This window comes from Luteitalea sp., assembly GCA_009377605.1.
Lineage (GTDB): Bacteria > Acidobacteriota > Vicinamibacteria > Vicinamibacterales > Vicinamibacteraceae > WHTT01.
Window position 1 is genome coordinate 115,022 of sequence record WHTT01000001.1, and the last position, 20,529, is coordinate 135,550.

The 20,529-nt window shown below is 65.0% G+C and carries 17 protein-coding genes; 8 read left to right on the top strand and 9 right to left on the bottom strand.

Annotated elements, in window-relative coordinates:
• Nucleotides 1-209 precede the first annotated feature (209 nt).
• Complete coding sequence (locus GEV06_00445) at nucleotides 210-1,055, top strand: M48 family metalloprotease (GenBank protein MPZ16372.1); 846 nt, start codon at nucleotides 210-212, stop codon at nucleotides 1,053-1,055.
• A 95-nt stretch (nucleotides 1,056-1,150) separates the two neighbouring features.
• Here the strand turns inward: GEV06_00445 and GEV06_00450 are convergent, their stop codons facing one another.
• Entirely contained in the window at nucleotides 1,151-2,485 is a 1,335-nt protein-coding gene (locus tag GEV06_00450) for a cation:dicarboxylase symporter family transporter (GenBank protein MPZ16373.1), read from the bottom strand.
• Nucleotides 2,486-2,543: 58 nt separating this feature from the next.
• Between GEV06_00450 and GEV06_00455 the strand changes: the two genes are divergently transcribed.
• The 5 genes from GEV06_00455 (at nucleotide 2,544) to GEV06_00475 (ending at nucleotide 7,071) form a co-directional block, all read left to right on the top strand.
• Nucleotides 2,544-4,016 carry a cardiolipin synthase B gene (locus GEV06_00455; protein MPZ16374.1) on the top strand — a complete coding sequence of 491 codons (1,473 nt, stop codon included), beginning with the start codon at nucleotides 2,544-2,546 and terminating at the stop codon, nucleotides 4,014-4,016.
• Nucleotides 4,017-4,018: 2 nt separating this feature from the next.
• A complete protein-coding gene (locus GEV06_00460) occupies nucleotides 4,019-4,705 on the top strand; it encodes a DUF45 domain-containing protein (GenBank protein ID MPZ16375.1) in 687 nt (228 codons plus the stop codon).
• Entirely contained in the window at nucleotides 4,702-5,646 is a 945-nt protein-coding gene (locus tag GEV06_00465; GenBank protein MPZ16376.1) for a hypothetical protein, read from the top strand. The genes GEV06_00460 and GEV06_00465 overlap by 4 nt, the downstream gene beginning before the upstream one ends.
• 171 nt (nucleotides 5,647-5,817) lie before the next feature.
• Nucleotides 5,818-6,687, top strand: a complete 870-nt coding sequence (locus tag GEV06_00470) for an SPFH domain-containing protein (GenBank protein MPZ16377.1) — start codon at nucleotides 5,818-5,820, stop codon at nucleotides 6,685-6,687.
• 192 nt (nucleotides 6,688-6,879) lie between these two features.
• Nucleotides 6,880-7,071 (top strand): hypothetical protein, encoded by a 192-nt coding sequence (locus GEV06_00475; protein ID MPZ16378.1) that lies wholly within the window; start codon nucleotides 6,880-6,882, stop codon nucleotides 7,069-7,071.
• 83 nt (nucleotides 7,072-7,154) lie between these two features.
• On the opposite strand, the gene GEV06_00480 is transcribed toward GEV06_00475, so the two are convergent.
• Both GEV06_00480 and GEV06_00485 read right to left on the bottom strand, forming a co-directional pair.
• Nucleotides 7,155-8,684 (bottom strand): hypothetical protein, encoded by a 1,530-nt coding sequence (locus GEV06_00480; GenBank protein ID MPZ16379.1) that lies wholly within the window; start codon nucleotides 8,682-8,684, stop codon nucleotides 7,155-7,157.
• Between the two features lie 470 nt (nucleotides 8,685-9,154).
• Nucleotides 9,155-9,688 (bottom strand): FtsX-like permease family protein, encoded by a 534-nt coding sequence (locus tag GEV06_00485; GenBank protein ID MPZ16380.1) that lies wholly within the window; start codon nucleotides 9,686-9,688, stop codon nucleotides 9,155-9,157.
• A gap of 211 nt (nucleotides 9,689-9,899) precedes the next feature.
• Here GEV06_00485 and GEV06_00490 point away from each other — a divergent pair, with 211 nt between their 5' ends.
• Nucleotides 9,900-10,382, top strand: a complete 483-nt coding sequence (locus tag GEV06_00490) for a hypothetical protein (protein MPZ16381.1) — start codon at nucleotides 9,900-9,902, stop codon at nucleotides 10,380-10,382.
• A gap of 79 nt (nucleotides 10,383-10,461) precedes the next feature.
• Nucleotides 10,462-10,671 carry a hypothetical protein gene (locus GEV06_00495; GenBank protein MPZ16382.1) on the top strand — a complete coding sequence of 70 codons (210 nt, stop codon included), beginning with the start codon at nucleotides 10,462-10,464 and terminating at the stop codon, nucleotides 10,669-10,671.
• An 84-nt stretch (nucleotides 10,672-10,755) separates the two neighbouring features.
• Here the strand turns inward: GEV06_00495 and GEV06_00500 are convergent, their stop codons facing one another.
• The 6 genes from GEV06_00500 to GEV06_00525 form a co-directional block, all read right to left on the bottom strand.
• On the bottom strand, nucleotides 10,756-12,321 hold the full coding sequence (locus GEV06_00500) for a thiol oxidoreductase (protein ID MPZ16383.1): 1,566 nt from the start codon (nucleotides 12,319-12,321) through the stop codon (nucleotides 10,756-10,758).
• A 90-nt stretch (nucleotides 12,322-12,411) separates the two neighbouring features.
• Nucleotides 12,412-12,948, bottom strand: a complete 537-nt coding sequence (locus GEV06_00505) for a hypothetical protein (protein ID MPZ16384.1) — start codon at nucleotides 12,946-12,948, stop codon at nucleotides 12,412-12,414.
• Nucleotides 12,949-13,109: 161 nt separating this feature from the next.
• The gene (pabB, locus tag GEV06_00510; GenBank protein MPZ16385.1) at nucleotides 13,110-14,969 is read right to left on the bottom strand and encodes an aminodeoxychorismate synthase component I; all 1,860 of its coding nucleotides are present in this window, start codon (nucleotides 14,967-14,969) and stop codon (nucleotides 13,110-13,112) included.
• 110 nt (nucleotides 14,970-15,079) lie between these two features.
• Nucleotides 15,080-18,358 carry an MMPL family transporter gene (locus GEV06_00515; protein ID MPZ16386.1) on the bottom strand — a complete coding sequence of 1,093 codons (3,279 nt, stop codon included), beginning with the start codon at nucleotides 18,356-18,358 and terminating at the stop codon, nucleotides 15,080-15,082.
• Between the two features lie 8 nt (nucleotides 18,359-18,366).
• Complete coding sequence (locus GEV06_00520; protein MPZ16387.1) at nucleotides 18,367-19,629, bottom strand: efflux RND transporter periplasmic adaptor subunit; 1,263 nt, start codon at nucleotides 19,627-19,629, stop codon at nucleotides 18,367-18,369.
• A gap of 151 nt (nucleotides 19,630-19,780) precedes the next feature.
• The gene (locus GEV06_00525; protein MPZ16388.1) at nucleotides 19,781-20,527 is read right to left on the bottom strand and encodes a response regulator; all 747 of its coding nucleotides are present in this window, start codon (nucleotides 20,525-20,527) and stop codon (nucleotides 19,781-19,783) included.
• Nucleotides 20,528-20,529 lie beyond the last annotated feature (2 nt).

The window sequence follows — 20,529 nt, forward strand, 5'->3', positions numbered from 1 at the left end:
GATAGGGGTAAAAGGGGCAAGGGGTAAAGGGATGAAGGGATCAAGGGATGGAGGGAATGGGGGCTAAAGATACGCAGAGGCACGACGGCGAAAAGGCTACGAACCACCTGTCCACCTCGCGACCTCCCTTTGCCCTTGATCCCTTGACCCCTTGACCCCTTGATCCCTTGACCCCTCCAATTGGCAGGTCCCTTGCAAGGGAGGCAGGTATGACGGCTCGATCAATCGTCCCGCATCGCACACGGCGGATGCCTTTCGCGCTCGCGTTCCTCGTGATGATGTCGTCGGGCGCCGCGGCGTTCTCGCTGGTCTCCGTGAAGGACGAGATCAGCATCGGCGAATCGGCACAAAAGGAGGTGCGCGCCAAAACTCCCGAACTGACAGACCGCGCTATCACGTCGTATATTCAATCGCTCGGACGACGACTGGTTGCCCATGCCGACGGACCGGAGTACCCCTACAGCTTCTCGGTTGCCAACTACCGCGACATCAACGCGTTTGCGCTGCCGGGCGGCCCGGTGTGGGTGAACCGTGGCGCGATTCAAGCGGCAAAGAACGAAGCACAGCTCGCCGGCGTCATCGGCCACGAGATTGCGCACGTCGCCAATCGCCATGCCGCGGGGCAACTAACGAAGGCGATGGGGGCGCAGCTGGGACTCGGCCTGCTTGGCGCCGTGTTGGGCAGTGATCGGAGCGTCGGTGCGCAGGCGGTCCGCGTCGGCTCGTCGCTCGCTGCAAACGTCACGATGATGAAGTTCAGCCGCGACGATGAGCGGGAAGCTGATGAAAAAGGCATGCTCTACATGAGCCGCGCGGGCTACGACGTGCGCGGGATGGCGGAGTTCATGAAGATCCTCCGCGATCAGCAAGGACGCGATCCCAGCTCCGTCGAGGCCTTCTTTGCCTCGCACCCAGCTCCAGCCGAGCGCGTCGACCGGCTGGAACGGGAGGCCGCCCAATTCAAACGCGGCGGGCGCCGCGACTCACCCGATTTTCAAGGTGTCAAGCGCCGGCTCGCGCAATTGCCTCCTGCAGCCCAGATGCCCCGAGGATAGCGCTGCAACCACGAAGGGACGAAGAAAGGCAAACGACGAAGGACACGAAGGTCAAAAGAATCAACCACGAAGAACACGAAGAGCACGAAGAATAATCAATGGTCTTCTTCGTGATCTTCGTGTCCTTCGTGGTGAAAGATCTTCGTGTCCTTCGTGGTTATCGCTTCGTGTTCTCCGTGGTCGACGCGGCCCTCGAACCGATCGACGATCGTCGCCGTCACCATGTCACCCGTGACATTCACCATCGTCCGGGCCATGTCCAGAATCCGGTCGACGCCCAAGACAATGGCGATGCCTTCCATCGGCACGCCAACCATTCCCAAGACCATCATCAACAAGGGAATCGATCCGCCAGGAATCCCCGCCACGCCAATTGCCGTGACGACCGACATGATGATCACCATGAGCTGTTGACCGAGCCCCAGTGATACCCCGAACACTTGGGCAATGAACAGCACCGTGATGCCCTCGAAGAGTGCCGTGCCGTTCATGTTCATCGTCGCCCCAAGCGGAACGACAAAGCCTGCGATCTGACGCGGGACGCCCAACTCTTCCTCGGTGACGCGGAGCGTCGTGGGCAGCGTGGCGCTGCTCGACGAGGTCGAGAAGGCCGTCAGCATGACGATGCGAGCCTTGCGGAGGAAGTCGCGTGGGTCGCGACGCGCCACGAGCTTGAGAATGATCGGGTAGCCCACCAAGAGGAACACGCCCAAGCAGCCGAGGACGGTGATCACGTACTTCAGCAGGTTGAGCAAGATGTCGAAGCCAAATCGCGCCGTCACGCTGAAGATCAGCGCGAACACGCCGATCGGCGCGACCTTCATCACGAGCGAGATGATTGCGACGGTCACGTGCGCCAGACTATCGAGGAACTTCACCATCGGCGCCGCCTGCTCCTTGGTCAGCATGGTCAGCGCGATGCCCACCATCAGCGCAAAGAAGATGACGGCGAGCATCTCTCCATTGGCAGCGGCTTGCACGGGGTTGCGAGGAACGATCTGCACGAACAGGTCCACGCCGAAAGCCCCTTTGGCGAGCCCCATCGCGCCTTCCGCCTGGCCCTTGTACGCGTCCATCAACCGGGCCGTGGTGTCCGGATCGAGTCCTGCACCCGGACGAATCAGGTTGACCGCCAGCAGACCGAGGATCGTTGCCAATGAGGTCAGCCCGAGAAACGACAGGAGCGTCGCGAGGCCGATCCGCCCCAGCTTGGCCACGCTCCCGAGCCCGGCGACCCCCAGCGCCAGCGTCGAGACAATCAACGGGATCACGACCATGATGAGGGCGTTCAGCCACACGCGTCCGACAGGCTCCGTCACGAGTGCCACGAAGCGCTGCGTCGCGCCGTCGCCGCCCGTGATCACGTTCACGGCGACGCCTGTTGCGGCACCGGCGATGAGCGCCAGAAGGATCTTGGTGTGAAGAGGCATGGAGGCGGACAGTACCCTGCGATCTGCGTGATGTCAATCGGCGGTAAGCTACCTATCAATGTCGACCGTGCGCGGGCGACGGACGCCTCGTGCTCGTAGCCAGCCGCGACGTTACCGGCAGCGAAACGTCCCGCGCCGTTGGCGTCGGCGTCTGCTCCCGGACCCTCGTCACCAGCGGCCGCGATGGCACGACAGCATGTGGCGTCGTGTTCGGCGCGTGCTGTGGGCCTGGTGGCTGTGGGCAGGAGGCGCGCTCCTCGCCGCGGCGAACGGCTTCTACTGGCTGGCTCTCGCGTGCGCGCTCCTGGCCGTTCTCCTGCACTTGGCGAGCCCTCCCGAGCGACGACCACCCGTCTTTGGGCTCGATCACATCTTCGATGTGGCCTCGCCGGAATTCTTGCAAAGCCTCGAAGGCGCCACCGGCGTTCCTTTCGTCGGGGGGAACAGCGTCCAGCTGCTCGACAACGGCGACGCGTTCTACCCGGCGATGCTCCAGGCCATTCGCTCTGCCACGCGCTCGGTCACGATGGAGATGTACATCTTCTGGCCTGGCGACTGCGGAACGGCGTTCGCGCAGGCGCTTGCCGAGCGGGCGCACCACGGCGTTCCCGTCAAGATCCTCCTCGATGCGATCGGATCCGCGACGCTTGGGGACCGGATCTTGAAGATGTTGGAAGACGGTGGCTGTCACGTGGGCTGGTACAATCCCATCCACTGGTATACGCTCGGTCGCTTCAACAATCGGACGCACCGCAAGACGCTCGTCGTCGATGGACGCGTGGCGTTCACCGGCGGTGCAGGCATCGCTGATCAGTGGCGTGGGAACGCGCAGGATCCGGATCGGTGGCGGGACTTGCAGGTGTCGATCGAGGGTCCGGCCGCGGCGCAGCTGCAGACCGGCTTCGCCCAAAGCTGGCTGAAGTCGACGGGGGAGCTCTTGAGCGGCGAGGAGTTCTTTCCGCGACTGACGTCGCGCGGACCCGTGAGCGTCCAAGCGCTGCTCGGGTCGCCGGGAGGGGGCGCATCGACGATTCGCATGCTCTACTACCTGGCGATTGTCTGCGCGCGGCGGACAATTGAGATCGCCAACCCGTACTTCGTCCCAGACGAGGCGGCGAGGACATTATTGGCGGAGGCAAAGCGACGCGGGGTCCGTGTACGGATTCTCGTCTCGGGCCTCCGCACCGACATTTGGTTGGCGCGTCATAATAGCGTGCGACTCTTTGGCCGATTGTTGGGCGAAGGAATTGAAATCTATGAGTACCATCGCACGATGCTCCACCATAAGATCATGATCGTGGACCGGCGCTGGGCCACGGTCGGAACTGCGAACTTCGACAGTCGATCGTTTGCCCACAACGAGGAGAGCATGGTGTCATTCTTCGAGCACGATCCCATCGAGCAGCTTGCTGCCACGTTCGAGGAGGATGTGGCGCAAGCGGAGCGTGTGACCCTCGCCGCCTGGCGGAACCGTGGCGTCGCCGCGCGTCTGCAGGAAGTGGTGGCCTCCATGTTGCAGGATCAAGTGTAGTCATGGCGCAGCTGCGTCTGCCGTTCGCCGAGCGGATCGTGCTGGTCCGTAACCGGCGCGCGCGGCGATACATCTTACGTGTCGACCCGGATGGCACGGCCCGTGTGACCATTCCGCGCTGGGGCTCGAAGCGCGAAGCGCTTCAGTTCGCCGAGCGGCACGCGGCATGGATCGCCCACGAACGACGGGCCTGCCTGGAGCGCGCGTCCGCGAATCGTGTCTCGCCCGCTGGAGGGTACGTGCTGCTGCACGGTGTGCGCGTGCCGGTGGCCTGCCGGTCCTGCGATACCGGGATTCACGTGCGACTCGGCGTGGTCGAGCTCGAGGTGGCGGGCGATACGGAACTGTCCGAGGCGGTTCGTCGAGGCTTGCGCGCGCTGGCCCTTGCCGAGTTGCCGGACCGGCTTCAGGAGCTTGCGGCGGTGCACGGGCTGTCCGTGGAGCGCGTCAGCATCCGTGACCAACGCACACGCTGGGGATCGTGTGGCGCCAACGGGCACATCACGCTCAACTGGCGGTTGATCCAAATGCCGCCGTTCGTTCGCGACTACGTGCTCCTCCACGAGCTGATGCACTTGATCGAGCCGAATCACTCGCGACGTTTCTGGCGACACGTGGCCTCGGCGTGCCCGAGCCTTCACGAAGCGCGAGCCTGGCTCCGTCGCGAGGGACGTCGCTTGTGGTCATGACGCGCGAGCTCGTGGACGTGAGCGCGGAGGTGGATCACCTCTATCAAGTGCCGCTCGCCGAGTTCGTCGCGGCCCGCAACGCCCTCGCGAGCCGCCTGGCGCGCGGTGGCAACAAGGCTGCGGCGCTGCAAGTGAAGCAGCTGGCGAAGCCGAGCCTCGCCGCGTGGATCGTCAATCAGCTCTATTGGCAGGCTCGACCCGAGTTCGACGGATTGATCGCCGCTGGGGATCGGTTGCGTGAGGCGCAGCAGCAGCGGCTTGCAGGAAGCAAGACGGCCGACCTACACGAGGCGATGCGCGCTCGACAGCAGGCGGTCGATGCGCTGCTCGCGCGCGCGGATGCGCTCGCCCAGAGCTCGCGCGCGGCGATCACGCCCGCCATACGGCAGCGTGCGGCAACGACACTGGATGCCCTGGCCGTGCACGGCGGCGAGGGTGAGCGCCCGCCAGCCGGCCGTCTGACCACCGAGCTCCAGCCTTCTGGATTCGCCGCGTTGGCGTCATTGACGTTTGGGGCGCCGTTTCAGGTCGCGACGGAGCAGGGAGCCCCGCCGAAAGCTGGCCGGACGCGACCGCCATCGCGCGCGCAGAATGGCGGCAAGCGGCAAGCTGCCCTGCGCGCCGAGGCACGCGCTACCGTGAAGGCGGCGGAAGCGGACATGGCCAGCCGTCGCCGGGCCGTCAGTGACGCCGAGCGTGCCGAGACGCGGGCACGACAGCGCGCCGCAGCGGCCGACCAGAAGGTTCGAGACTGCCACACCGCCATCGCGGAGGCGCGTCGTACGCTGGACGCCGCCCTGGAACAGGCGTCCGAGGCCACCGATGCGCTGGGGGCGGCGCGGACCACGGCTGCGGAGGCGACCAAGACGTTCCGTGAAGCGGAGTGGCGCCTGCGTCAAGCGCGCGCGGCGCTCGACAGGGTCGGCAAGTCCACGACGTGACCCGGTGAGAGATCAGGAAATAGGAATCGGGAAACGCCTTGGCGTCTTGCCACCTTCTCACCCTTGATCCCTTGATCCCTTGATCCCTTGATCCCTTGATCCCTTGATCCCTAGTCCATACTTGCCTCTATGATGTCAAAGTGATATCATTTCGATATCTGGAGGTTCACCATGATTCGCGAACGTGCACATCACGCTCCTACCGGCTGGTTGATGTTGGCGCTGTTCCTACCCGCCGTGGCCCTCGCCATCTGGCTCATCATCCATGGCAACGTCGCGGGCGTCGTGCTTCCGAGATGGGTAGGTATCTTGTTGTTGCTGGCCGCGATGGCGATTCCACCTGGCCTGTTCACCGTCGCGCCCAAAGAATCACGCGTGCTTCAGCTGTTTGGGCGCTATGTCGGCACGACGACTGAGACGGGACTGCGATGGGCGAACCCTCTGTACACGAAGAAGCGGATCTCCGTCCGGGTGCGAAACTTCGAGAGCTCGAAGCTCAAGGTGAACGACCTCGAGGGGAATCCCATTGAAATCGCTGCAGTGATTGTGTGGAGGGTCGTGGACACCGCCGAGGCGATGTTCGAGGTCGACGACTACACCAACTATGTCCACGTGCAGAGCGAGGCTGCATTGCGCAATCTTGCGACGAGTTATCCGTACGACACGCACGAGGATGAACAGATGTCGCTGCGCGGTCGCATCGGCGACATCGCGGAGCATCTCAAGCGTGAGATCCAGGAGCGGCTGGCGAAGGCGGGCGTCGAGGTGATCGAGGCTCGCATCAGCCATCTCGCCTACGCTCCTGAGATCGCCGCCGCCATGCTGCAACGCCAACAGGCCGGCGCCATCATCGCCGCCCGACAGCGCATCGTCGAAGGCGCCGTCACCATGGTGGAGTCGGCCCTGACGCTGCTGTCGTCCAAGCAGATCGTCCAGCTGGACGAGGAACGCAAGGCGGCGATGGTCAGCAATCTCCTGGTCGTGCTGTGCGGGGACAAGGCCACGCAGCCGGTCGTGAACACCGGGACGATCTATCAGTAACAAGCCACCGAACGGACGAGGACCGCGTGCCGCGCCACCGGCCTTGTCCGTTCCTCGGTTCCTCCGTCTTCGTGACGATTGCTGTTCTAGCGGGCCGCGGCCTACGGCCGCGCCCCCCGACGCTCACTTGAGAGCCCCGAAACTTGACTCAAATGCGTCAAGTTTCGGGTTCTCAAGGGTTGTGGATGACCAATGGCCGAGCGGCGCTCGTTCTTGCTACGGATGGATCCGGACCTGCTCGATGCGCTGCAGCGTTGGGCAAGCGATGATCTGCGTAGTCTCAACGGTCAGATCGAGTTCCTGCTTCGGAAGGCGCTGCGCGACGGTGGCCGTCTCGGCCGCGGAGAGCAGGGGCCCAAAGGCCCGCGCAAGCCGAAGACATGACCGGCACCAACGCGCCTTTGTGGCGACCTTGAGCCTCACGCGCAAGCCTCGCCCGAACTTCGCTGATAATAGTTGGGCACGGCTCACGTCTTGCGAGGAGGACCTATGTTTGGTCCCGCAGATTTCACCAGTTTCTGGTTGGGGTTGCTGATCGGCTGGTTGACACACCGCAGGCTACCGCAACGCAGTCCGCTTGGCGGCATCGCCCTCCTCATCACGGGAGCAGCAGCGGGCGGCATCATGTTTCCAGCGCTCGCGAGTCCGCCGCGTCTGGGAATATACGGACTCGGACTTGCCGTCGGCTTCTTTGCCTCTCTCGTTTTCGCGTCGTTCACCACTCGGGACCAAACCATGACGTGGTGGTGGTGACCATCGCCTGCGGTACGTATGGCACTTCGTGAGCGCGGTGACGCATCTGCGGCGCCGGCGCGCGCGGTCTCACCGTAGTCGCGCGTGCTGACGCCGTGTTCGGTGTCGACGGCGGATTGGCACAAGACCAGTGCCGGAGTCGTTTCGAAACGAGTTGATTGGTGCGATGCGCCGAAGACGGGCGCAATTTCTCGTACGCGTGTTGCTTGCCGCAGTCCGAACTCGCGCTCCGCTTCGTAGAGATTGTGCGAACGGCAGCGTAACTCAGTATTTTCAACTGACGCCTCTCCTCCCTTTGCATATGGCACGACGTGATGAAACTGCAGAAAGCTGCGCTCCGCACAGCGCCTCCCGCTTGAGCTCACGAAGGCACACTGACCGCCGTCGCGCTGCCAGACGGTCCGCTTGACTGCTGCCGGAATGTGCCGCGACCCAGCCGTCGGCCGGCCACTTGGATTCGGTCGATCCGTCGCCGCGCGGGTCGTCCGGGCGCACTCGGTCACGAGGAGGGTCAGCGCGCGATCAAAGATCAGCGCGGGGTCCCCGGTCGGGACGACGTGTCGGAGGAGCGCCTGTGCCTCCTGGAGCTTCGCGTACGTCTCGGCACTGATCGTGAAGGACACCTTGTAACGCGAGGGCGCTAGCGGTGCGACCACTGCGGGGCGTGTCGGGGCCGGCGCTGGTGGCTTGGGAACTGGAGAGAACCTCGACGCAGCCATCCCTGTCGTCCCCTCGGCGTCAGCGCGGTCTTGGTCGACCGACGCGCCACTGGCGATAGGCGAGTCTGGCTTTGGCGGCGTCGGCAGCTTTCGCACTGTGCTCGGCACGTCGGACCGTGGGTGCAGGCGGGCGACGATTTGTTCGACCTTGCGTCGACTCCGATGCCGGGCTTCGGCCAACAGCGCGGCGTGGTTCTCGTTGGTCAGGTGCGGCGCGAGCAGCCGAATCGTGGTCAGCGTGACCGCGCCCGCGGCGAGCTGCCCGAGAATGACCGGAAATCGGCGCACGGCGCGGGCGACCTCGATCCGGTCGTAAGCGGCGTGCTCCGACAAGCGCAGTACTTGGACGCAGTACGTGAAGAGCGAGGCACAACCTTCGCCTAGGTAGAGGCGTCGGCCATCGACCTCGGCGAGGCCGGCGATGAGGCACGCCGTGGCCTCTCGTTCACAGGCGGCGAGGCGGGTGACCTCGCGGAGCAGATCTCGATCGGAGAGGTGATGAAACGAGGAATGTGGCGTCGTCATGCCCCATTATACGGACGCGATTTTCGCGGCTCAGGAAGCGCCCACAGCGCACGATCGTGGCAGGATCCACCTCGTTCGCCGTCCACACATCGAAACGCGGCCTGTTGACCAACGTGAGGCCTACAGGAGCTAATTCTCACGGACTCCCAGACAAAAACGCGCGTGCTCCGAGAATCTTGTCAAGCACAATTGTTGGTCCGCACGGTCCCAGACCAAAAGAATTCTGTAGACGGGTTCCACCAGTCGCCTGAAGACCGCGTGCCTTCTTCTATTGCTTTCAAACATGTGATTGTGGCATTCTTCTATGGAACTGCAATAGCTGCTTACGTTCAGCGTGGGAGCCGGCGTCATACTCGTGGCAGCGCTCATCGCCTGTCTGAAGCCTGCACTCTCAGCCATGCGGATCGATCCAGTCTCGGCACTTCGCGGCGAGTGAGCTCGCGGAGACTCCTCTCTCTGCTTATCGTTGTTCAGTCCTGGCGCAACGTCTCCAGCAGATCGATTCGCGAGGCACACCGCGCCGGGACGTAGCCTGCCGCTACGGCGAGAAGTGCGAGTGACACCACTACGACGAGCACCGTCGGCGGATCGCTGGCGGTGATACCAAAGAGAAGGCTCTTGAAGACCTGCATGCCAATGAGCGCTGTCGGGAGCCCCATCAGGATTCCGGCCAGCGCGATGAGGAGTGTCCGCCGCATCACGGCGAGTACAACGCTCGCGGGTGGCGCGCCGAGCGCCATGCGCACGGCCAGCTCACGCGCCCGTCGCCTTACGCCGTAGTTGACGACCGCATACAGGCCGACGATGGCCAGGAGCGTGCCGAGCACGCTCAAGCCCGCTGCAAGCGTCGCTACCAGACGTTCCTGACGGAGTGACTCATCGATTCGGCTGCGCATAGTCCGGATGTGAAACAGTGGAATGGCGGGATCCAACGCGCCGACCTCGCGCCGAATCGTCGAGAGCATGCCGGTCGGCTCGGCGGCTGCGTTGACGTGGAGCGTCATGAGACTCCGCGTTTCTTGGGCCAACGGGCGATACACAATGCGCCGCGGTTCTTCACGAAGGTTCAGGTTGGGTGGCAATATTTATGGACCGGACCACCTAGACGGAAGGCCGGCACTTCGCGTTGCCACAGCCGTGTGCTCCACGTCGATCTCGATGGCGGGTTGGTCGATAATCAGTCAGCACCCGTAAGGCATATTGAGACGCTGCCTCTTGCGTCGAGGAATCGAACAAAACGAGAGAAGGTACCTCATGTCAAGGCTTCTGTTGTTCTTCGTGTTGTCCATGTGTGGAGCAGCCGCGGCTCACGCGCAGACCGCCGCTGAGTCGGCGGCGATCCGACAAACGGCGCTGGACTATATCGAAGGCTGGTACACCGGCGACGCTGAGCGTATGGAACAGGCGCTGCACCCCGAGCTCGCCAAGCGCATGGTGTCCAAAGATCCCCAGAGCGGCCAATCTCGCCTCGACCAGCAAAGCGCCATGACGCTCGTGCGGGGAACCCGCGCGCGCAGCGCCAAGAAAACCCCTGAGGACAGGCAGCTGAAGGAGGTGACAATCCTCGACGCCTACGAAAACGCGGCGAGTGTGAAGATCGTCGCCTCCGACTGGATCGACTACCTCCACTTAGCCCGGTGGAACGGCACGAGGAAGATCGTGAACGTGCTTTGGGAGCTCAAACCACAGGACAAATAGGTATAGTGAACGCCGTGTCGCTGTCGTGCAGTTCTTTGTAAGACCGATACGAGTGGAATAGCAATTGGAGGATCCGCCGATGAGCATTCTGACCTTTGAGGGCCTCGTCGAGAATGGTCAAATCCGGCTCCCTGGTGGAACGGTTCTGCCAGACAAGACTCGGGTGTACGTGGTGGTGCCTGACGGTGCGCCTCAAGGCTTCCGGCTGTGGAGCCCCCGCCTGGCGAACCTCGAGCAAGCCGGCGAGTTCCGCATGCAGATGACAGCGCCACCTCAGAAGCGATCCTGATGCCCAGCTATGATGGCACCCGCTTCGCACCTCCGGCTCTGCTGGCGCGTGTCAGGCTTCGCAGCTCAGACCAGCTCTGGGCCACTAGGCCCCTGGCCAGTGGCGAGGCCGGCCGCGCTCGTCGACCACGCGGAATGGCGTACCGGGCGGCAGCACCTGCAGGGTCTTGAGGAACTCGATGAGCGCGTCCTGCTCGTGCGGCGGGAGCGCCTTGAAGAGCGCCCGCGTGCCGGCTGCCTCGCCGCCGTGCGCGAGCACCGCTTCGCGGAGCGTGGTGTATTGGCCGTGATGGACGTAGGGCGGCTCATTGGCCACGCCCCACAGCTTGCGCGTGAGGAACAGACGGTTGCCTTCGAAGAACCCGGGCGACCCGTGCTGCTGGTTCATGTCGAGCGACTCGATGTTCGGATCATCGGCAGTGTCACAGATATCGTGCAGCTTGAGGTCTGTGAAGGCCGGCACGTGCACGACGCCGCGCACGGGCCTGAGACGGGGCTGGGGCAAGCGGCGATCGGTCAGGTCGACCGCGCGCGTCGGCGCGTCCTCGGGACGGAGCGTATCCTCCGGATTGAACGGGTTCGGCTCCGTGAAAATCCAGCCCGCCTTGTCGAGCGGCAGCGTCGGACGATGACAGGAGGCGCAGCCGATCGCCTCGAAGCGCTGTTCCCCGAGGATGACCGCCGCCTCGATCGCGCGATCGCGCGGGATGACGCGGCCGGGGACGGCCATGGCCGCCTGAAAGAGTGTCGCGGCGGTGACGTCCGCCCTCGTGAGCTCGTTCACGAAGCCATCGCCGTCCGGGTCCGCTTCCTCGCCCACGCGCTCGGCAGCCTGCATCCCGTGATGATGGTTGAACGCATTCACGGTGAACTGGCGGAGCGAGATGACGTTCCCCACCTGGTGAAAGGGGCGGATCAGCAGGGACGGCGGGTCGTCAGGACCGGTCGTGGCCAGGCTTCCGGCCGGCAGCCCTTCGACGCCCGTCGTATCCCAACTGCCATCCGGGCTCCTCGCGATGACGCCGAAGCTGACGCCCTTCGAGATCAAGGGCGTCCCGCCACCAGGAGGCGTCGCGTCACGGATCCGCTGCAGATCCGTGGACATCTGACGCGCGAGCATCTCGATGAAGCCCGAGCCGAACATGCCGAGCGTCGCCCGTGAGTTGGCGATGGACTGAAGCGTGGTCGGCTGGCCACTTTCGTCCACGGTACTGCCCGTCGGCGTGGTATCGGTCGTCTCGAAGGCGGCGAAGTCAAAGCGCTGCCCGAGCACGAACACGTTCGCCACCACATCACCGCCGCCGCCGGCGATGCCGAAGGGCGCATTGTGGCAGCCCGCGCAGGCGTTGGCGTCAGGCGCCGACACGCGGTTGAAGTTGCGGGGGAAGAGGAGCGGCCGCGTCGGATCCGAGAGCGGGGCGCCCGTGCCCTTGACGAGCGGCCGGCCCGCGCCTTCCTGGATCGTCCAGTTGGCTCGAAACAGCCGTTCGCCGAACTGGACTAGGGCCCTGAGTGGCACGACAAGCTCCTCACCATCTCGAAGATGGCGCGGGATGGCCACCTCGCGGCCAATCGGCGTTTGGGCCACGACCGTGGCCGTGAGGATGATGGATCCCAGAGCGATGCAGGCGGCGGCGCGAAAGCGGGGCATCGTCACACTCCACTACCCATAACGCCTGCACCCGGGGGAGCGCACAACGCTGTACGAGCGTTCATGAATTTCGAGGCTCCCAGAGGCCGACTAGAGCGTCTGACGCGTGCTGGTCGCCACGCCGGCGGGCGCAGCGACCGAGGCATCGCTCACCGCGCCACATGGACGGTGGCCTGTTGATCCGTGCACGGGTTGCTGTCGCTGCAGCCGGCGCCGTACGAGCCGATGCGCAATGTATTGGACGCCATGCGAGCGGCGCACCGGGTCTGGCGCCTTGAAGTTGAATGGCCGGAAATACACGGCGTCGTAGGTCTCCTCGTCCACGCCGTGGAATGCAACGCCGACGAAGCTCCGCGCCATGATGTCCCTGCCGCGAATGTCGATCTCGATGGTGCCGTCGCCCAGCACGAGATCGGGCCACCAGGCGACGCCATCGCCTTCGCGCTCATCCAGTTGCACGATCTCGCGGTTGCCCTCGGTCGCCGTAGAGGCCTCGCGGTTGTGTACTCTCGGCGGCGCCGCCGGCATCTCGCTCGTGCTCCCCTGCGGACGTTCGGAAGCGGCCGCCCCTGCAATCACCGTTGCGCAGACCGCGAACAAGTACATCGAAGCAAACCTGGATGGCATCCCATTCCCTCCTTGTTGGTCCCGATTCGGTCGCGAATCGTGCAAGTACATGGCCAACGAGAAGTGCCGCGAATGCGTGCTGCTCGATGCTCCTGGGGATGTCGGATGTTCGACTTCGGGATCGATGCGTCCGAGGCCGAACAGGAATGCCGCTCACTGCGTTACCGGATGAGCTCGCCAGCGGTCCAGCCCCTGACCGCATTGATCAGCCAAATTCGCGGCGATTCCCGGAGATCCTCGAGGGTTAGGAGCGATTCCCGAATGGTTCCATTGGCCAGCAGCTCTGCCCGGAACGTTCCGGCGAGGAGCCCACATTCACGAGGAGGGGTCAGCAGCACACCGGATTTTTCGACGACGATGTTGGCGATGGTCGACTCGGTGATGTGGCCGCTGCGATTCAACAGGAGCACGTCGTCTGCCTCCGGGCGGCTGCGGGCGGCGGCATCGTAGATCTGACGACAGGTCGTCTTGTGAAACAGCCTGAGGTCCCCGGCATCGATGGGATCGTCGGCGACGGCGACACGCCAGGCGCGAGCTGGTGCATCGTCCAAGCCGACACAGTGCGTTTGGACGTCACCGCTGCGCCCGAGCAAGAGCTTGACCCGCCATGTGCCCTCGATGTGGGCGCGTCTTACCCGATCTACGACGTCGAGCACGATGCTGGCGTCCCACCTGAACCCGAGGAACCGCGCCGACGCTTCGAGCCGATCGAGGTGACGCTGCAAGAGCCAGAACCGTCCATCGGCGAGCCTCAAGGTCTCGAACAGCTCGAATGAGCTCTCGTCGTTCCGGGATCGCGAAGCAGGCAGGCTCCCCAACGTCGCCGGTGTCCATGGCGGTGTCGTGGTGAACGCCGCTTTCAGGACGCACTCGTCGTACTCCGAGTCGGCGAGGGAGTCGGCCGTGATGCCGGCGCCGACACCGAGGGTAGCGGACTTCGTTGGCTGATCGATCAGCAGGGTGCGAATCGCGACGTTGAAGATACAGTCACCGCCAGGTTTGATGTAGCCAATCGTCCCTGTGTAGAGGCCGCGCGGCGCGACTTCGACGTCACGAAGGATCTGCATGGTGCGGATCTTCGGTGCACCGGTGATGGATCCGCACGGAAAGAGGACACGCAGGATGTCGAGCAGACCCGTGTTACCGACACTCGGCGCGCCCTCGTCGTCAGCGGCGGCCGTCAGAGGGCCTGCTCTGCCCAGCTTGGCCTCGATCGTGGACGTCATCTGCCAGAGAGTCGGATACGGCTCGACGGTGAAGAGCTCGCGGACGTGGACCGACCCGAGTGTTGCCACCCTCCCGAGATCGTTGCGCAGAAGGTCGACCACCATGACGTTCTCGGCCTGCGTCTTCTCACAGTGCGCTAGACGCGCTGCCAGACGCTTGTCCTCTTCGAGCCACCGCCCGCGTGGACACGTACCCTTCATGGGACGCGTACGGATCACATCACCCGTGCGCTCGAAGAAGAGCTCTGGTGAGAGGCTGAGGATCACCTGGTTGCCGCGCTCGATATACGCGCAATAGCCTCCCTGCTGACTCTGACACAACGCTCGATACAACGCATACGGGTTGCCAGCCCACGTGCCTTTCATGGGGAAGGTGAGGTTCGCCTGGTACGTGTCGCCAGCACGAATGTGCTCGTGGATCGTGTCGACGGCGGTCTGGAACCACTTGCGCGAGACGGCCGCGTGCAAGGTGGGGCGATGTGGATACGGGCGCGCGCGGCTTTCTCCAGAAGGATGCGCCGCGTCGGCGAACACGCTGACGCACGCGAACGGTTGCTCGGACACAGGCGCAGTTGTTGTCAAGGCCGGCTCGAACGCCGGCGCGGCCTCGTAAGCCAGCATGATGACTGCCCACAGACCACGACGCGCCGGGCGGTCGGCCTCGGCGAGCACCGGAAGGACCTGGTCGAGACGCTCCGCGACATGAACGTCCACCGGGTGCTCGAAGATGAGCGGCCCCCAGCCGGGCCGTGCCGCGTTGAACGACTCGAAGGTGGCAGATGTGATGTAGCTCACGGTGCCAGGATTCGCAGCTTAGGAAAATAGCTCCGATAGCGCCGCGAGTCCCGGGTGAGAAGTGTCATACCCCGAATGGCGGCATGAGCACCGATGAGCTGACGGCGCGCCTACGCGGCCGCAGCCTTTGGTGTGGTCGGCTTGCGCCGCCGCCGGGCGAGCAGCCGCCGCCACGCGGGATGGCTGGCAAGGTCGTCGAAGAGGGAATACACGACTGGCGTGAGCAGCAGCGTGAGGAGGAGCGCGAGCGATTGACCACCGATGACGACCACTGCGATGCTGCGCCGTTCTTCGGCGCCCGGACCGGTGCCCAGCGCCAGCGGCAGCATGCCGCCCACCAGCGCCAGCGTCGTCATCAGGATTGGCCGCAGCCGATCGCGATTGGCCTCCATGATGGCCGACAGCCGATCGAGGCCCTTGCCGCGCAAGTTGTTCATGTGGTCGATCTGCAGAATCGCGTTCTTCTTGACCACGCCGAACAGCACCAGCAACCCGAGGGCCGAGTAGAGGTTCAGGGTCTGGCCCATGAGCCACAGCGAGAAGAGGGCGAACGGCACTGCTACCGGCAGCGACAGCAAGATCGTCAGCGGATGCACGAGGCTCTCGAACTGCGCCGCCAGGATCATGTACATGAAGATCACCGACAGCATGAAGGCCCACAGGAACTCGCGGAACGTGCGCTCGAGCTCGCGACCGCGTCCTGCGACGACCGCCGTGTAGCCCTGCGGCATGTCGAGCTGCTCCGCCGCCTCCAAGAGCGCCTCCAGTCGATCGCCTTGTGCAAAGCCTGGTGCCACGTTGGCCCGCAGGTTGGCCTGCCGCTGGCGATCCTGGCGGTCGATGCGTGACGGTGCCTCTGTGGCGACGATCCGCACGAGATTGTCGAGGCGGACCAGCCCGCCGCCCTGGCGCGGGACGAGGAGCCGCGCGATCGTCGCGGGGTCGTTGCGGTCGCCGTCGGTCAACCTGAGCTGAACGTCGTAGTTGTCGTTGATCCCCTCGTCCCTGAACCGCGTCACCCGATCGTCACCGCCCACCATCAGCCGGAGCGCGTACGCGATGTCCTCCGTGTCGACGCCCAGATCGGCGGCGCGCGAGCGATCGATCTGCACCTGTAGCTCCGGCTTGTCCAGCTTCAATGTTGTGTCGGCGTCGACGATGCCCAGCTCGGGCGCACGCAGGCGCAGCTCATCGGCGTACTTTGCGAGTACTTCGAGCTCCGGGCCTTGCAGCGCGACGTCCACCTCGGACGGGCCGCCGCCAAAGTTGAAGGAGGGAATGTTGCGAACCTGGCCGCGCAGATCCCGGTAGTGACCCAGGCGCGCGCGAGCCATCTGCATGATCCGGTCCTGTGCATAGTTATCCCGGAACGCCTCCATGGGATCCAATGTGACGAATCCCTCGATGAGGCGAGACCACGTGAAGATCCGTTCCTCGTGCGGCGCCAGATGCACGTACAGCTCACCTTGGTTGACACCGGACAAGAACCCGCCGCCCACCGTGCCGAGCACGAGCCGCACGGCGGGCAGCGCGCGGATGTCCTGCTCCAAGGCCTGCATCACCTCGTTCATGGCGCCGACGCTGGCGCCTTCGGGCGCCGTCACGCGGACCTCGAACTCGGCTTCGTCCACGCCGCTTGGCACGTACTCCTGCGGGACGAGCCAGTAGAGCGGGACGGCCGACAGGGCAACCGTCGCCGCGACCGCAGTCATGACGAGGCGGTGCTGCAGGGACCAGGCCAAGAGCGCCGTGTACACGCGATCGATGTGGCGGTAGAAGCCGCCACGGGAGGTCGGCGCCCCACCACCGTGCAGTCCATGACCGGACCGCCCCGCATGCGGCGGGCGTGGGCTGGCGGCAGCACCGGATTCGACGCCGGACTTGGCATCTTCGTCGTCGCCGGCGGGATCGTCGACGTGCAGCAGCCGCGCGCTCATCATCGGCGTCAAGGTGAACGACACCAGCAGGCTCACCAGGATTGCCACCGCGGCGGTGATACCAAACTGGAACAGGAAGCGTCCGGAGATGCTCGACATGAACGAGACCGGCACGAAGATCACCACCAGGCTCAGCGTCGTGGCCATCACCGGCAGGGCGATCTCCGCCGTTGCCGCCGCTGCCGCCTCGAAGGGCCGCATCTGCTTTTCTTCCACGAACCGGAAGATGTTCTCGAGCACGACGATGGCATCGTCGATGACGATCCCGACCATGAGCACGAGCGCCAGCATCGTGACGCTGTTGAGCGTGAAGCCGAGGGCGGCCATCATGCCGAACGTCGAGATCACCGACGCCGGAATGGCGACGCCGGCGATGAGCGTCGCCCGCCAGTTGCGCATGAACGTGAACACCACCAAGCAGGCCAGGATGCTGCCGAGCACGAGGTGAATGTTGATCTCGTGGAGCGCCGCGTAGATGTAGCGCGACTGGTCGCGGATGATCTCCAGCGCGACGTCGGCCGGCAACTGCGCCTCGACCCGCGCGAGGCTCGCTTTGGCGGCTTCGATGACGGCAACGGTGTTCGCGCCGGACTGCCGCTGGACGCGCAAGGTCACGGTGGGCACGCCGTTGAGACGCGAGAGCGATCGCTGCTCCTTCGTGCCGTCCTCGGACCAGCCGATGTCCCGTACGCGAATCGGCGCGCCGTTCCGCGTGACGATCACCAGGTCATCGAACCGCCGAGGGTCTTCCATGCGACCCATGGTCCGCAGCGTGTGCTCGCGCGCGCGCCCGGTGACGTTCCCTCCCGGCAGATCGGCGTTCTGCCGCGTCAGGGCTTCGCGCACCGTGGAGATGGGCATCTGATACGCGGCCAAGCGATCGGCGTCGACCCAGATGTTGATCGCGCGCTCCATGCCGCCGATGATCTCCACGTCGCCGACGCCGCTCGATCGCTCGACCTGCGGCTTGACGACCTTGTCCGCGATCTCGGTCAGCTCACGGAGCGGCCGGTTCGCAGAGACTGCGATCTCCAGGACGGGCGACGTGTCGTTGTCCCGCTTCATGACGACCGGCGGCCGCGTATCGACGGGGAGGTCCGCCAGGACCCCCGACACGCGGTCGCGGACGTCCTGCGCCGCGGCTTCGATGTCGCGCTCCAGATTGAAGGTGGTAATGACCAGCGACGTGCCTGGCCCGGAGATGGATCGGAGCTCGTCGATGCCCTCGACCGTGTTGACTGCCTCCTCGATCGGCTGCGACACGAGGACTTCGGTCTCCTCGGGGGAGGCACCGGGGAGCAGCGTGCGAACCATGACCGTCGGGAGATCGACGGCGGGGAAGCGGTCCACGCCGAGCCCGAGGTAGCTCGCGCTGCCGACCACGACCAGGCCCAGAATGAGCATGGCCGCGAAGATGGGGCGGCGGATGCAGATGGCGGCGAGCGTCTTCATGAGGTGAACTATGGCGCCGCGACGGCGGCGGTGCCGGCGACGCGCACGCGCTCGCCGGCGACGAGGTTGCCCGGATCGACAATCACTTGCTCGCCGGCGGCAAGGCCACTCACGATCTCGAGGCGATGGTCCTCCCGCTGGCCGATGCTCACGTGTTTCTCGACGCTCTTCCCCTCTTGCACGACCAGGATCTTGTCGACCCCGGCAAAGGTCACGAGCGCGGAAGCGGGAACGACAACGGCCGTATCCTCGTGCTCGAGCACGATATCGACGTTGGCGAACGAGCCCGGACGAAGCCGGCCCTGCGCGTTCGGCACGGCCGCTTCCACCATCAGCGTGCGGCTGGCTTCATCGATCGCGGGACTCACACGACTGATGCGGCCGTCGTAGATGGTCTCGTCTCCGGTGACCGTGACGTGAACGGCTTGCCCGCGACGAATCGCCGGCGCAGCTCGCTCCGGAACCGCGAGACGCAAGCGCAGCGGATCCATGCGAACGATCGTGGCGACGGGGGCACCGGCCGCGAGATATTCGCCAACCGTGACATGGCGCTCGCGCACCATGCCGTCGAATGGCGCGGTCAGTGAGGCGTCGACGAGCGCCTGACGGGCCAGCTCGAGCTCGCTCCGCCGCTGTTGGAGGATCGCCTGACGGTTGCGAATCTCCTCGAGCGCGTCCTGATAGCGGCTCTCCGCCACACGGAAGGCGGCCACCGCCTTGTCGAGGTCGGCCCGGCTGCCGATGTTCTCCTCGAAGAAGGTTTGCGCGCGGTCGTTGGTCAGCGTCGCTTCCTCGAGCACCGCCTGCGCCTCGCGTACGATCGACGTCTGCTCGGCGTCGATACGATCGTCGTCACCCTCTGGCGGCAGGCCGAGCCGAGCGCGGCCTTGCTGCAACGCCGCCTCCGCTTGAGAGACCCGAAGCGTGAAGTCCGTCGGCGCGAGGCGGGCGATCACCTGCCCGCGCCGCACGCTGCTGCCGAGATCGACGAACAGCTCATCGAGGCGCCCGGTCACCTTCATGCTCAGCGTCACCTGCTCTTCGGCCGCGAGCGTCCCTGTGACGGCAATCGAGCGGACGAGACGTGCCTCGGATGCAGGGACCACGCGCACCTGCCGCGGCTCGTGGACGGCGCGCTCGCCGCGCGGCACCTCGGACGCCGATCCCGAGCAGCCGCCGAGGACGAGGATGAGGCTCAGACAGCCCGCCAGCGCTGACCGATGGTCACGGCGGCGGGGGAGCCACTGTTCTGAAACGACATCCGCAGACATTGCTCAGATTCTAAGGTAGGGCCGCCTCGCCGAGGCGGCCGTAAGCGGGTGGCCGAGGCGGCCGTGACGACGCGGGAGGCCGACGCGCCCTACCGCGTAACGTTCCACAACAACTACTTCGCCGGCGGCCCGGATGCTTACCCGGCGCCTGCTAGGGCTCCACGATGAACTTGTAGCCGACGCCTCGCACCGTGATCACATGTCGCGGCTCGGACGGATTCTTCTCGAGATATCGGCGCAATCGGACGATGAAGTTGTCGATCGCGCGCGTGTCGGTATCCTCGTGCAGGCCCCACACGTCCTCGAGGATTGCGCGCCGCGACACGGCCTTGCCGGCGTTCTTCAAGAGGTAGCGAAGCAGGTCGCACTCCATCACGGTGAGGTGGAACGCGCGATCGCCGACACGCAGCTCGAGCGCGTGCAGGTCGAGCGTCTTACCGGCGAAGGTCAAGGTCGCGGGCTCTTCCTCTGGCGCTCGTGGCTCTTCCACCCTTGCCGGCGGCTCAGCGCTGAGGCTTTCGCGCAGCCACCGCGCGCGACGCAGCAAGCCACGGACACGCGCCAGGAGGATCTCGAGCTCGAACGGCTTGGGAAGATAGTCGTCCGCGCCCGACTCGAAGCCCTTGAGCACATCTTCCGGTCGGCCGCGTGCGGTGAGCATCAGGACGGGGACGAACCGGCTCGCGCGTCGCAGCTCCGAGGCGATCTCGAAGCCGTCGCGGCCGGGTAGCATGACGTCGAGCACGACGAGATCGTGTCGGCCGTCTTCGGCGAACAGCACCGCCAGCGCATCGCTCCCGTCTCCCACCACGTCCACGTCGTGGCCCTCGGCTTCGAGGTTGAAGCGGATGCCCTCCGCGATGTGGGGCTCATCTTCGACGACTAGGATGCGGCTCATGT